The 13675-nt window shown below is 58.9% G+C and carries 13 protein-coding genes; 9 read left to right on the forward strand and 4 right to left on the reverse strand.

Annotation, left to right across the window (positions count from 1 at the left end; genetic code table 11):
* The first annotated feature begins 146 nt into the window (after positions 1–146).
* The 5 genes from ACTYEO_RS01425 to ACTYEO_RS01445 all read left to right on the forward strand — a co-directional run bounded on the left by ACTYEO_RS01425 (position 147) and on the right by ACTYEO_RS01445 (position 5879).
* Entirely contained in the window at positions 147–926 is a 780-nt protein-coding gene (locus ACTYEO_RS01425) for a hydroxypyruvate isomerase family protein (RefSeq protein ID WP_449321924.1), read from the forward strand.
* A gap of 84 nt (positions 927–1010) precedes the next feature.
* Positions 1011–1895 (forward strand): NAD(P)-dependent oxidoreductase, encoded by an 885-nt coding sequence (locus tag ACTYEO_RS01430; protein ID WP_449321925.1) that lies wholly within the window; start codon positions 1011–1013, stop codon positions 1893–1895.
* Positions 1896–1898: 3 nt separating this feature from the next.
* Positions 1899–3167, forward strand: coding sequence for a glycerate kinase type-2 family protein (locus tag ACTYEO_RS01435; protein ID WP_449321926.1), 1269 nt, complete (start codon positions 1899–1901; stop codon positions 3165–3167).
* A 4-nt stretch (positions 3168–3171) separates the two neighbouring features.
* A complete protein-coding gene (gene mnmH, locus ACTYEO_RS01440; RefSeq protein ID WP_449321927.1) occupies positions 3172–4224 on the forward strand; it encodes a tRNA 2-selenouridine(34) synthase MnmH in 1053 nt (350 codons plus the stop codon).
* A 170-nt stretch (positions 4225–4394) separates the two neighbouring features.
* On the forward strand, positions 4395–5879 hold the full coding sequence (locus tag ACTYEO_RS01445) for an FAD-binding domain-containing protein (protein ID WP_449321928.1): 1485 nt from the start codon (positions 4395–4397) through the stop codon (positions 5877–5879).
* 10 nt (positions 5880–5889) lie between these two features.
* Here ACTYEO_RS01445 and ACTYEO_RS01450 read toward each other — a convergent pair whose 3' ends face one another.
* From ACTYEO_RS01450 to truA, 3 genes are read right to left on the reverse strand one after another with little or no spacing between them, the layout of a single operon-like run.
* Positions 5890–6072, reverse strand: coding sequence for a hypothetical protein (locus ACTYEO_RS01450; protein ID WP_449321929.1), 183 nt, complete (start codon positions 6070–6072; stop codon positions 5890–5892).
* A gap of 60 nt (positions 6073–6132) precedes the next feature.
* Positions 6133–8304: a selenide, water dikinase SelD gene (gene selD, locus ACTYEO_RS01455; protein WP_449321930.1), complete on the reverse strand. Its 2172-nt coding sequence runs from the start codon at positions 8302–8304 to the stop codon at positions 6133–6135.
* Between the two features lie 9 nt (positions 8305–8313).
* Positions 8314–9078 (reverse strand): tRNA pseudouridine(38-40) synthase TruA, encoded by a 765-nt coding sequence (truA, locus tag ACTYEO_RS01460; RefSeq protein ID WP_449321931.1) that lies wholly within the window; start codon positions 9076–9078, stop codon positions 8314–8316.
* A 105-nt stretch (positions 9079–9183) separates the two neighbouring features.
* On the opposite strand from truA, the gene ACTYEO_RS01465 reads away from it, so the two are divergent.
* The 4 genes from ACTYEO_RS01465 (at position 9184) to ACTYEO_RS01480 (ending at position 13267) form a co-directional block, all read left to right on the forward strand.
* The gene (locus tag ACTYEO_RS01465; RefSeq protein ID WP_449322213.1) at positions 9184–10596 is read left to right on the forward strand and encodes a YcjX family protein; all 1413 of its coding nucleotides are present in this window, start codon (positions 9184–9186) and stop codon (positions 10594–10596) included.
* A gap of 56 nt (positions 10597–10652) precedes the next feature.
* Complete coding sequence (locus ACTYEO_RS01470) at positions 10653–11882, forward strand: MFS transporter (RefSeq protein ID WP_449321932.1); 1230 nt, start codon at positions 10653–10655, stop codon at positions 11880–11882.
* 62 nt (positions 11883–11944) lie between these two features.
* Positions 11945–12820, forward strand: coding sequence for a 50S ribosomal protein L11 methyltransferase (locus ACTYEO_RS01475; RefSeq protein WP_449321933.1), 876 nt, complete (start codon positions 11945–11947; stop codon positions 12818–12820).
* Positions 12821–12883: 63 nt separating this feature from the next.
* A complete protein-coding gene (locus ACTYEO_RS01480) occupies positions 12884–13267 on the forward strand; it encodes a hypothetical protein (protein ID WP_449321934.1) in 384 nt (127 codons plus the stop codon).
* Positions 13268–13326: 59 nt separating this feature from the next.
* Here ACTYEO_RS01480 and ACTYEO_RS01485 read toward each other — a convergent pair whose 3' ends face one another.
* A complete protein-coding gene (locus ACTYEO_RS01485) occupies positions 13327–13521 on the reverse strand; it encodes a DUF1127 domain-containing protein (RefSeq protein ID WP_449321935.1) in 195 nt (64 codons plus the stop codon).
* Positions 13522–13675 lie beyond the last annotated feature (154 nt).

Consider the following 13675-nt stretch of genomic DNA (forward strand, 5'->3'; position numbering starts at 1 on the left):
TCGGGAATGGGGTTTGGGCGCAGTATGCCCTGACGGTGCATTATGCGCTACCGCGAGATGATCGGCAGGACTATTCGGGTTTATGCGAAAATACTGACGTGTTTTTTGGCAATGACATGGGGGCTGTATCTGCCATAACTATCTGTATGCCGATCAAGCTCTGCGCAAATCTCACCATGATGTTCCAAACCCATGATCTGGCCCGCCGTGCAGCCCTCGCGGCGCAGGCGGGGTTTCGCGGTGTCGAGGTTTTGTTTCCGCATCAGGAGTTGGAAGGCACCGCGTTCCGCGAGGTGCTGGACGAACACCACCTTACCCCCGTTTTGATCAATGCCGCAGGCGGTGCATGGACCGCGGCCGAGCGCGGGATCGGGGCTTTGCCGATGCGGCAGGCCGCGTTTCGCGAGGCATTCGGTCGGGCGCTGGATTACGCCCATGAGATTGGGTGCAAAAACATCCATGTCATGGCGGGGCTTGTACCCGATGGCTCGGATGATGCGCCCTATTGGGACGCGTTTTGCGACAACCTCAGCTATGCAGCCGCACGCGCCGAGGCGGCAGGCGTGACGGTTTTGATCGAGCCTTTGAACACCAAGATAGATATGCCGCGCTATTTGCTACACTCCAGCGCAGATGCCTTATGGGTGCTGGAGCAAGTGGCATCCCCCAATCTAAAGCTGCAATATGATCTCTATCATATGCATATAATGGAAGATGGCGCTCGAGCGGATGCGCTGGAACCGCTTTTGCCGCAAATCGGGCATATCCAATTGGCCGATCATCCGGGGCGGAATGAACCGGGCAGTGGCGAGATCGGCTTTGACGCGCTGCTGCCTGCATTGGAGCAGATGGGGTATCAGGGCTGGATTGGCTGCGAATATCACGAAAAGCATGGTCTGAATTGGGCCAAGCCGTGGTTGGGCTAATCATCATGGGTTCTGGTCCCCAAGGCGCGGGCTTGCTAAATACCTGTTAAAGAGTAGATCGCTTCGGCGTATGGAGGGTTAATCATGGCGAAACTGGCATTTCTCGGGCTTGGTGTAATGGGCTACCCAATGGCGGGGCATCTTAAGGCCGCTGGCCATGATGTGACGGTCTATAACCGTACAACCGCCAAGGCCGAGGCTTGGGCCAAAGAGCATGGCGGTTCATTCGCAACCACCCCACGCGAAGCGGCGACAGGTTGCGATTTCGTGATGTCTTGTGTTGGCAATGATGATGATTTGCGCTCTGTCGTTCTGGGTGAGGATGGCGCGCTCAAGGGGATGTCCTTCGGGTCTGTCTTTGTCGATCACACCACGGTTTCGGCACTGGTGACCCGCGAATTGGCGGCTGAGGCCACGCAGCAAGGCGTGGGCTGGGTGGATGCACCCGTCTCGGGTGGTCAGGCAGGGGCCGAAAACGGCCAACTTGCCATCATGTGCGGCGGGGATGATGCGCATTTTGCTGCCGTTGAACCTGTCATTGATGCCTATTCCAAGGCCACTGTGCATTTCGGTGAAACCGGCAATGGGCAGATCACCAAGATGATCAATCAGGTCTGCATTGCAGGCGCGATCCAAGCGGTCTCGGAAGGGTTGTTCTTTGCGATGGAGGCCGGTCTCGACCCCAAAAAGGTCGCGGATCTTGTCAGTCAGGGCGCAGGCGGGTCATGGCAATTGGCCAATCGTGCAGGCACGATGGTGGATAATGAATTCAACCACGGTTTTGCCGTGGATTGGATGCGCAAGGACCTTGGGATCGCACTTGGGCAAGCCAAGGAGATGGGTCTGAGCCTGCCTGTTACCGCGCTTGTCGACCAGTTTTATGCCGAGGTGCAAACCATGGGTGGTGGACGTTGGGATACCTCCAGCCTGATCCAGCGCTTCCGCAAAATGCATGGGATGGATATCTGATCTATGCAAAACCCCGAGCCGTTTTTGCGTGACCTTTTCGAGGCGGCTGTTGCCGCCGCTGATCCCGCGAAAACGCTGGCCGATCATTTGCCCGAGCGCCCAAAGGGCCGCGTTCTGGTGGTGGGCGGCGGCAAGGCATCGGCCAAGATGGCCCAAGCCGTCGAGACGGTTTGGGGCCCATGCGAGGGGCTGGTTGTTGTGCCCTATGGCTCGCTTTTGCCAACCCAAGGCATCGAGCTGGTCGAAGCGCGCCACCCTGTGCCCGATGCGGCTGGTGAGGCGGCGGCTCGGCGTATCCTTGCGATGGCCGAGAGCTTGGGCGAAGGCGATGTCATGCTCTGCCTGATCTCGGGGGGCGGCTCGGCGCTTTTGGGGGTTCCGGGCGAGGAGTTGCGCCTTGAAGACAAACAGGCCGTCCATAAAGCCCTTTTGAAAACAGGCGCGGCAATCGATGAGATGAACTGCCTGCGCAAGCATTTATCGGCAATCAAGGGCGGGCGTTTGGCTGTTGCGGCCTATCCCGCGCGGGTTGTGACGCTGACGATCTCGGATGTTCCGGGCGATGATCCGTCCATCATCGCTTCGGGTCCGACCGTGCCCGACAGCTCGACCCTTGCGGATGCCAAGGCCATTATCGCCCGCTACGGATTGGATGTGCCACCACAGGTGGCTGCCTATCTTGAGAGTGAGGCCGCGCAAACGCCTGCGCCAGATCATCCGGTTTTTGGCAGTGCCGAGACGCATATGATCGCGACCCCGCTGGCTGCTTTGCAGGCCGCGAAGGCCAAGGCCGAGGCGCTGGCTCCTGAGATGAACATCGTCATGCTGGGTGATGCGCTGGAAGGAGAGGCCCGCGAGGCGGGGCGGGTCATGGCAGGGATTGCCCGTTCGATCCATGACCATGGGCTTCCCGTTGCAGCGCCTGCGCTTTTACTCTCGGGGGGTGAGACGACCGTGACACTGCGCCATGATGCGCCCGGTCAGGGCGGGCGGAATTCGGAGTTCCTGCTGGCATTTGCAATGCATGCGCCTGAAGGCATCTCGGCGATTGCGTGTGACACGGATGGAATTGACGGCATGGGCGAGAATGCAGGCGCTGTCTGGACGCCCGAGGTGGCCGCGCGCGCGCTCGATCTGGATGCGAGTGATTACCTGATGCGGCATGATGCGCTGGCTTATTTCACCAAGGCGGGCGGTGTCGTGACAACAGGCCCCACCCATACCAATGTGAATGATTTCCGCGCGATCTTTATCCCTGCGCAGGGCGGCTGATGCCATGCCTTTGACATTGACCAATTTGCAGCGGCCCGAATGGAACGGGTTTGACACGATCATTGATGTGCGCAGCCCTGCCGAATTTGCCGAGGACCACATCCCCGGTGCGATCTCGTTGCCTGTTCTCTCCGATGAGGAGCGCGCAAGGGTCGGCACCATCTACACGCAAGACAGCCCTTTCGTGGCCCGCAAGATCGGGGCTGCTTTGGTTGCCCGCAATGCCGCAAACCATATTGAAACCGCGCTGATGGAGCAGAGCGGCGGCTGGCAGCCATTGGTCTATTGCTGGCGCGGGGGGCAGAGATCGGGTTCTTTTTCGGTGATCCTGAAGCAGATCGGCTGGCGCTCCGAGACGATTGAGGGCGGGTATCAGGCCTATCGGCGTCTGGTGGTGCGCCGGCTTTACGAGGAACCGCTGGGGCTGCGGGTGCTCCGCCTTGATGGGAATACGGGAACGGCGAAGACCGATATTCTCAAGCGATTGAAAACTATGGGTGTTCAGGTCATCGATCTTGAGGGGTTGGCGGGGCATCGCGGGTCGGTTCTGGGCGATATGCCGGGTGGGCAGCCCTCGCAAAAAGCCTTCGAGAGCGCGCTTTGCGCCGAGATCGCCATGCTTGATCCCGCGCGGCCTTTGCTGGTTGAGGCTGAATCTTCGCGCATCGGGGCATTGCGGGTGCCGCCTTCTATATGGTCGGCGATGAAGGATGCCCCCTGTTTGACGGTCTCGGCGCCCTTGCCACAACGCGCGGAATATCTTGCTTCGGCTTATTCGGATATATCAGACGATACGCCAAAACTGGCAGGCCTGCTGGGTCAGCTCACCAAATTGGTGGGGCATGACGTGGTGCAGAGCTGGCTTGTGCTGCTGCGCGAGGGGCGTTTGGTTGATCTGGCGGGAGAGTTGATGACCCGCCATTATGACCCCGCCTATGCCCGCGCGCGCAAGCGCAATGGCGGCGGGGTGGTCGCGGAGTTCGAGACGCCTTCCTTGGATGCGCCCGCGCTTGATGCGCTGGCAGAGCGGATTGCCGAGAGAATGGCGCAGCTTTGAGGCTGTATGGGGGCTTTGCCCCCCCGCCGCGCTTTGCGCGCCTCCCCCCAAGGTATTTTTGAAACAAAGAAATTGCTTTGGCGGCGTGGCGGATTTGGGCTGGTCAAATCTGGCGCGTGCGCCAGTTAACCCTGCATGTTGATGTATTGTGATGCAGGCGAGGCGGGGTTTTGACGGCACTCCTTTGGTTCAAGCGGGATTTGCGTGTCTCAGATCACCCCGCTTTGGTCTTTGCGGCGCAGCAAGGACCTATGTTGCCGCTTTATGTGTTCGAGCCTGAATATTGGGCGCAACCCGATGTGTCGGGGCGCCAGTTTGAATTTCTACGCGAGTCTGTGTTCGATCTTGCAGCCCAGTTGAAGGCTTTGGGCTTGGATCTTGCCGTTCGGGTTGGGGCTGTCCCGCAGGTCTTGGAGGAGTTGCGGCAGGCGCATGGGGTCACCTCGCTGGTCAGCCATGAAGAAACGGGCAATGGCTGGACCTATGCGCGCGACCGCGACGTCGCTGATTGGGCGCGAGGACAAGGCGTGGTCTGGACGGAGCTGGCGCAATCGGGCGTGGTGAGGCGGCTCAATGGTCGGGATGGATGGGCGGCCACGCGCAACCGTTTTGTGGCAGAGCCGCAGCGGGCCGTTCCGCGAGACCTTGTTGGCTTGGATGCAGGGCAGGTGGATGTGCCGCCTTTGACGCGGTCTGATTATTGCCCCAAGCGCCAGATCGGGGGGCGGGAACAGGGGCTGTCTGTTTTGGGCAGCTTCCTGACCCATCGCGCTGAAACCTATCGGCGGGATATGTCATCGCCTTTGGCGGCAGAGCAGGCCTGTTCGCGCCTTTCGCCCTATCTTGCGTATGGATGTTTGTCGGGGCGTGAGGCCGCGCAAGCGGGGGCTGCGCGCCAACGCGAGGTTGCAGGAGGGTGGAGTGCCTCGCTGAAGTCTTTCCAGTCGCGCATCGCTTGGCGGGACCATTTCATGCAGAAACTGGAGGATGAGCCCGCGCTGGAGCATCACTGCCTGCATCCCGCCTATGAAGGTTTGCGCGGCGATGATACGGCGCGGCGAGAGGCTTGGGAGAAGGGCGAGACGGGCTTGCCCTTTGTGGATGCCTGCATGCGCTATCTGGCGGCCAGCGGTTGGATCAATTTTCGAATGCGCGCGATGTTGATGGCGGTCGCCTCCTATCATCTATGGCTGGATTGGCGGGCAACGGGCCTGCATCTGGCGCGCGAGTTTACAGATTTCGAGCCGGGCATTCATTGGCCGCAAGTTCAGATGCAATCGGGCACGACGGGGATGAATACAGTTCGGATTTATAACCCGATCAAACAGGGGCTGGATCAGGATCCGACAGGCCGTTTCACGCGGCGATGGGTGCCTGAATTGGCGGAGGTGCCCGATATCTATCTGCAGGAACCTTGGAAATGGGATGGTGCGGCGCGGTTGAAATACCCAGCCCCAATTGTCGACGTGGCTGCAGCGGCACGCTTTGCACGCGAGCAGGTCTATGGGCTGAGAAAGAATGCAGGTCACCGCCGCGAGGCTGCGCGGGTGATTGATAAACATGCGAGCCGAAAAGACCCGCAGGGCCATTTTGTGAATGATCGCGCAAATCGCAAAAAGCCAAAGGACCCGCGTCAGGGGGCCTTTGATTTTTGAGAGGCGGGCCTCAGGGCAGCTTCTTGTCGCGCGCGGCTTTTTCTTCGCGGGTCAGCTTATTGTTCCAAGTGTTGTTACTCAGCCCCAACTCGCTTGGAAGTGGCTTGGTTTTGCCAACGCTGACCTTGCCGCCCTTATCCAGAAACTCCTGAATAAGCGCCTCATCTGTTGTTTTCTTGGGCACATGTTTCATAGGGCCAGCTTAACGGCCTTGTCTCAGATTCGTCACCCGTGATTTGAGAAAACCGTGAAATTAGCCAAGCGTGATATGCGGGGTGCTTTTGGTCAAAACGCCGATCTGCGCGGCGTCAAAGCCGAGGCCTTGCAGATCGCTGAGCAATTCTTCGGCCTTTACAGCGGGCACGGCCGCCAGAAGACCACCTGCGGTTTGTGGATCAAAGAGAAGATCGGCATGGGGGCCTGTTGCGCCCCTGACTTTGCCCAAGAGAGCGGCACGGTTTTGCGGATAAAGCGTTGAGCGGATGCCTTGCTGCGCCAGATCCAATGCGCCTTGAAAGACGGGAATGGCGGCCAGATCAATCTCGGCGCCGCAATTCGAGGCCTCGCAGATATTCCACAAATGCCCCGCAAGCCCGAAGCCCGTTACATCGGTCATGGCAGTGGCATGGGGGGCAAGGCAGGCGCTGGCCGCCGCTTGGCTTTTGGACATCTCCGACCAGCAGGCCGCAACGTCTTCGCCGCGTGCTTGCAGGGCCATTTCAGCGGCCAGAATGGTGCCCGAGCCAATCCCGCGCGTCAGGATCAGCGCATCGCCGCCTTGCGCGCCTGTAAGGGTTATCGCGGGGTTTTCGAGCAGCCCTGTGATGGTAAAGCCAAGCGTCAACTCATCGCCCATTGTGGTGTGGCCACCCACAATCTCGGCCCCTTCTTCGGTGAAGATTTGGGCGGCTTCTTCCATGATTTCTTGCAGCCAAACGCTCTGCTTGTCGCTGGCCATGCGCGGCAGGATGATATTGGCGAGAACCGCTTGCGGCTTGGCCCCCATGGCCCAGATATCGCCCAAAGCATGGAGCGCCGTGATCCGCGCCATCAAGGCGGGGTCGTTGGAAAAGGCGCGCAGATGGTCGGTGGTGAGGATTTGTGTCGCCCCGCCCGTTTGCAGGATCGCCGCATCGTCGCCGGGTGTGCTGAGGACATCGCGGCGGCTATGGGGCAGCTTTGCTACCGCTGCGCTAAGGGCATCAGCGCCCAGTTTTGCACCGCATCCTCCACACATGGGTTTCGGGCCGATAGCCTCGGCCACGCCAAGGGCTGTGTCGTCGGGCAGAGGCGGCTGTGGCATGGCTGGAAGCTGCCCGAGCTTTTCCATGAAGCTTTGATCGATACGGTCTTTCCAGCGCCAAAGAGCGGGGCCTGAAATGCTAAGGCCTGCCTTTTCGGCAAGGGCCGATTTGCGGCCCAAGGAGACAAGCTTGAGGAAGGATTTCTGGGGGTGGAAGGTGCGGGGGGGCGTGCCGATAAGCTCTGCTCTGAGGTTATGGGTCAGGATCGTGGCAGCGCGCACGGCGAAAACGCCCGCTTTGGGGCGCGGCGCATGGGAGAGATGGGCACAATCCCCTGTCGCAAAGACGGCACTATCTGTGACACTGCGAAGCTGTTTATCTACGGTGATAAAGCCATCGGTCAGATGCAGACCTGTTTGGGCCAACCAGTCATGCGGGCGCGCGCCCGCCGCCCCGATTGTGAAGTTTGAGGCGATCTTCTCACCTGTATCCAGAAGGACGGAATTGGCTTCTGCGGCAGCAATGCCAACATTTTCACGGATGGTGACGCGGTTTTCGGACAAGGCCTGCCGCAAAGCGCGCCTGACGGAAGCGGGAAGACCTTTCAGGATTTCACCGCGATCAAGAAGGGTGACTTGGGCGTCTCGCCCCAGAACGGCCATTTTATACGCAGCGGCCATGGCAAGCTCGACCCCGCCGATCCCGCCGCCGATCACGGAGATCTGGGGGGAGGTGGCCTCCACGCAGAACCGCTCCCAAGCATCGGCGAATTTATCCAAGGGTTTTGCCGCAATGCCATGCTCGGAAAAGCCTTGCAGTTTGGGCATGTCGGAGGTGATGCCGATATCAATCGACACGAGATCATAGGGAATGGGCGCACGCCCTGCAAGGGTGATGGTTTTGGCATCCATCTCCAGACCAATAGCGCGATCAAGAATGATACGCGCGCCTGCGAAACGGGCAAGGCGGATCAGGTCGATATTGAGCGCCTCGCGCGGGTAATGGCCCGCGATATGGCCGGGCAACATGCCAGTATAGGGCGCAGTCGGGCCGGGGTTAACAAGGGTCAGCCTTGCGCCCGCCACAGGCTTCATGCCCCATGCTTTCAACACCAATGCGTGGCTATGCCCGCCGCCAATCAGGACCACATCTTTGACGAAGGGAATGGGGGGCTGCTGCATCTCGGGCGCTCAGGAAAACGGCGGGGTGGGGTATTCCACGCCTGTCATGTAAAGGCCAAAAGGTGGGGCAACTGGCCCGCATGCAGATCGGTCGCGGGCCTCAAGGACCTGTTTGACGCGCTCGGGCGTCCAACTGCCCGCGCCCACACGCTCCAGCGTGCCGACAAGCGAGCGGACCTGATTATGCAAAAAGGACCTCGCGCGCAGATGGAAGCGGAACTCGGTTCCGCTGGCCAGCTCAATCGCTTCGATATCGATCTCATCGAGGGTTTTGACAGGGCTTTTGGCTTGGCATTCGGTTGAGCGGAACGTTGTGAAATCATGCTTGCCAATCAGATGCTTCGCCGCCTCCTGCATCGGGGCGAGGGCGAGCTTGCCGCGCACGGACCAGACCTGCCCTTCCTCAAAGGTTATCGGCGCACGGCGATTGATGACACGGTAGGTATAGCGCCGCTCCAATGCGGAAAACCGTGCATGCCATTCGCCATCCATGATCGAACAATCAACGATGGCGATCGGGTGTGGCTTGAGGTGGAAATTCAACGCCTCTGACAGGCGAAACGGTGTCCAGTCGCGCAGCAGATCGCAATGCGCGGTTTGGCCTGTGGCGTGAACCCCGGCATCGGTGCGTCCTGCGGCGACGACAGTGGTCTCTTCGTTCAGGTTTAACAGGGCGGCCTCAATTTCCCCTTGCACCGAAGGGTGGTCAATCTGGCGCTGCCAACCATAGAAGGGCCGGCCATCGTATTCGATTTTCAAAGCATAGCGTGGCATGCCCTTCCGCTACCCCAAACTGTGCTCTCGCGCAATCAGCCCTGTAAACTGCTGCGCGCAGTGCTTATTGTCTCCATATCGGAATTTCAGGACGGAACGCGCCCCTTGGTTATCGGAACGATTGCAGACAATTTGGGGCGTGGCATTGAAGGCGTGACCTCGACAGTGTCGGAGACCTTTTTCGAGCCTGTCATTCGCCTTGGCGTGACGGGGCTGTCACGCGCGGGCAAAACGGTTTTCATCACCTCGCTTGTCGCCAATCTTCTGGATCGTGACAGGATGGCGGGCCTGCAAGCCGCGCAATCAGGGCGGATCAAGGCGGGTTTTCTGCAACCCCAACCAGATGACACCGTGGCGCGGTTTGAATTCGAGAGCCATTTGGCGGCCGTGACGGGCCCCACGCCCTATTGGCCCGAAAGCACGCGTCATGTCTCGGAACTGCGCCTGTCGCTCAGGGTGCAGCCTTCTGGTTTGTTATCTGGGCTGCAAGGGCCGCGCACTGTGCATCTGGATATTGTCGACTACCCCGGTGAATGGCTTCTTGATCTGGGCCTGTTGGATCAAAGCTATGAACAATGGGCCGAGGCCGCGCTGGCCAAGGCCGCAACGCGGGAGCAAGCGGCCGAGTATCTGGCCTTGATTGAGGGCTTTGATGGCGCGCGCAAACTGGATGAGGCCAAAGCGCAGGAGCTTGCACGCAGCTATACCGCCTATCTCAAACAGGCGCGTGAGGACGGGTTTTCAGATTGCACACCGGGGCGGTTCTTACTGCCGGGAGAGTTGGAAGGCTCGCCCGCTTTGACCTTTGCGCCCTTGCCCGAAGGGGCCTCTCCGCGCGGCTCCCTCAAGCGGGAATTTGCGCGGCGCTTTGCGGCGTATAAATCACAAGTGGTCAAACCCTTCTTTCGCACCCATTTCGCGCGGCTGGACCGTCAGGTTGTGCTGGTCGATGCGCTGGGCGCGATCAATGCAGGCCCGCGCGCGGTTGAGGATTTGCGCCAGACCATGGAAGGGATTTTGCGTGCCTTCCGTCCAGGGCGGAATTCCTTTTTATCCTCGATCCTTGGCAAGCGGGTGGAGCGGATATTATTCGCCGCGACCAAGGCCGATCATCTGCATCATAGCCAGCACAGCAAACTGGCCGCGATCATGGAGGCTTTGGTGCGCGATGCGCGCGACCGTGCCGATTTCGCAGGGGCCGAGACCCGCGCCATGGCCATTGCAGCCTTGCGGGCCACGGTCGAGGAAACGCGGGTGCATGAAGGCGCTATGGTTGATATGGTTCGCGGCACTTTGCTGGATAGCGGCAAACAAGCGGCCTTTCATCCCGGAGAATTGCCAAGCGATCCCAAGGCCATTCTTGCGCCTGCGCGTGCGGGTCAAGGGGCATGGCTGGACGGCGATTTCACCGCGATGCGCTTTGCGCCTGCTGTGATCGACCTCAAACCTCAAGAAGGCCCGCCCCATATCCGATTGGACGCCGCCGCCGAGTTCCTCTTGGGCGATCGTTTGCGTTAGACCAGCACGATCGAGAGCGTTGCCCCTTTTTCAAAACGGGCGTAAGGCCTTGGGTTATGAAAACAATCACCCTGTCCCAAGCACAATCGCTGCCACTATGGCGCCGCCCTGTGGCGCTACTGTTTCTGATGGCATTCGCTATGCCGATTGCCTTTGCGACATGGTCGGCGCTGCTGAACAATTTCGTGGTTGAGGCCGCGCAATTTGACGGCTCGGATATCGGCTGGCTTCATACAGTGCGCGAGATACCCGGCTTTCTGGCGATTGGGGTGATCTTTCTGATTATCTTTATTCGTGAACAGGTTCTGGGTCTGGTTTCGCTAGTGCTTTTGGGGGTCGCAACTGCGGTGACGGCCGAGTTTCCATCGCTTCAGGGTCTGCTGGTGGTCACGCTGCTCAGCTCGATCGGGTTTCATTATTACGAGACGGTCAATCAATCCCTGCAGCTTCAATGGATCGACAAAAAGCGCGCCCCGCAAACCTTGGGCTGGCTCTTGTCGATGGGGTCGGCGGCGACCTTGGTGGCCTATGGGCTGATTGTGCTGACATGGCGCAGCTTTGATCTGAGCTATAGCCTTGTCTATTGGGTATCAGGCGGGGTGACAGCATCGCTCGCATTGGCGGCATTCCTGATCTATCCGCAATTCGAAAGCCCCAACCCCCAGACCAAGAAAATGGTGCTGCGCAAGCGCTATTGGCTGTATTACGCGCTGCAATTCATGTCGGGCGCGCGGCGTCAGATTTTCGTGGTGTTTGCGGGCTTTATGATGGTGCAGCGCTATGGCTATGACGTGCATGAAATCACCGCGCTTTTCATGCTGACCTTGGTGGCCAATATGATTGCGGCGCCCTTGCTGGGGCGGGCCGTGTCTTTCTTTGGCGAGCGTATGGCTCTGATCTTTGAATATGTCGGTCTGGCGGTCATCTTTGTGCTTTATGCGGGCCTTTATTATTTCGATTGGGGGCCTTGGATGGCGGCAGGGCTTTATGTGGCCAACCATATTTTCTTTGCCCTTGCACTCGCGATCAAAACCTATTTCCAGAAAATCGCCTCACCGGGGGATATTGCGCCAACCGCGGCGGTGGCCTTCACAATCAACCATATCGCGGCGGTCTTTTTGCCAGCGGTTCTGGGCTATATTTGGCTGACCTCCCCAATCACGGTATTCCTGCTGGCGGCAGGTATGGCGGTGATCTCGCTCCTCTTGTCCTTCTTGGTGCCGCGCCACCCCGAGGAAGGCCATGAGACGATTTTGGCCCGCCCCATACCCGTGGCCGCGCAATAGCCGCCTTGTGATTTGATCACGCCAGCCCTATTGCGACCTCTCATTCCAAACGGAGCACGCCCATGCCAACCTTCACCGCGCTGACCACCCTTTCAGGCAAAGCCCCCGCCGAAGCGCTTGGTGAGGCTTTGGAGGAGCTTGACCCCACCCCGACTGGTGTTGGCGTTTTCGAGATGGAAGACGGGTCAGGCCTTTGGGAAGTGGGGGCTTATTTCATTGAGAGCCCTGACGAGATTGCTTTGGCGCTTTTGGCAGCAGCCCATGGCGCAAGGGATTTCGCAGTCTCGGAATTGCCTGACACCGATTGGGTCGCGCATGTGAAACGTGAATTGCACCCTGTCGAGGCGGGTCGTTTCTTCGTTTATGGAAGCCATGACGCCGATAAGGTGCCTGACCAATCCGTTTCGCTGCTGATCGAGGCCGCAATGGCCTTTGGCACGGGCCACCATGGCACCACGCTAGGCTGTCTGGCCGCTTTTGATGTCTTGCTGAATGAAGGTTTCACCGCACATAACGTGGCCGATATCGGCTGCGGAACGGCTGTTTTGGCCTTGGCTGCGGCGAAGGTCTGGCCCGAAACCGTGTTGGCCAGCGATATCGATGAGGTCGCTGTTGATGTGGCTTTGGCCAATGCGAAAGCCAATGGGTTAGAAGACCGGCTGATCTGCGTTGAAGCGGCAGGGTTTGAGCATGAAGACATCAAATCCCGCGCGCCGTTTGATCTGATTTTTGCAAATATCCTCAAAGGCCCTTTGATCGAACTGGCCCCTGATATGCGCGCCCATTGCGCGCAAGATGGGCGCGTGATCCTGTCGGGTTTGCTCAATGAACAGGCCGAGGCCGTGATCGCGGCCTATATCGCCGAGGGCTTTGAATTGACCCGCCACTCGGTTCACGGCGAATGGTCTTGCCTCACTTTGGCCCTGTCTCGGACATAGAATTGATCAAACCTGTTGATATGGACTTATCCGTTGCGGCAACGCGCCCAATAGGATTGTCAGATGGAAGACCAACTCAAGACATATTATGAGCGGCTCGGGCGGATAGACAGCGCGCGCGAGGCGCATATCCCCAATGCATATCGTGTTGGGGAAGATGGTGTCTTGGGTCCTGTATCGCGCCCCAAGCGGCGTTTGCCGTCTTCTGTTCGAATGCTGTTGTCGCTCATGATCCTGTTTGCCTTGGCCAAAGGCTATGCGACTTGGCATTTGGGTGAGGAATACATGGCGGCCATTGTTGAGGCACTGCTGGTCGGTGAGCCTTATGAGCGGCTGGCAGGCTTTGTCCTGACCCCTGATCCGATGTCTGATTTCGCGGCCAAAGGGTATGATCTGTTGGTCAATGGCCTGCAATGGCTTTCGGAAAAGGCGGAAAGCTTGGCATGAAAAAGCCGCGTGTGCGGTGCAGCAGCGCGGCTTTTGAGGTCTTGGTGGCGTGATCGGCCTTAGCGGCGGAAACGGCCTTGGGCGATATCTTCGATATCAGCGCGCATCAGCCCTAGATCATCCAGCTCGCGCAGCGAGAGTTTCGACAGATATTTGCGGGTGACGCGGGTATCATTCCAAGCCGAGATACGTGCGACGACCGAGGCGAGAGTGGCCGTACCCAGAGGGCTTGCGCCGAGGGTGCGATTGGTCATGGAAGCCATCTGGAGGTCCTTTCAGTTATATTGAGTTAGCAACGTGAATTGCCGCACTTAATCCTGCGGTTTGCACGACACAAGAGCGAATTTCATGCCAAATCCACCAAGAATTTCAGATAGCTGAAAATTGTGATTTCAGCCTTAAAAACAT

The sequence above is a fragment of the Rhodophyticola sp. SM2404 genome (assembly GCF_053570515.1).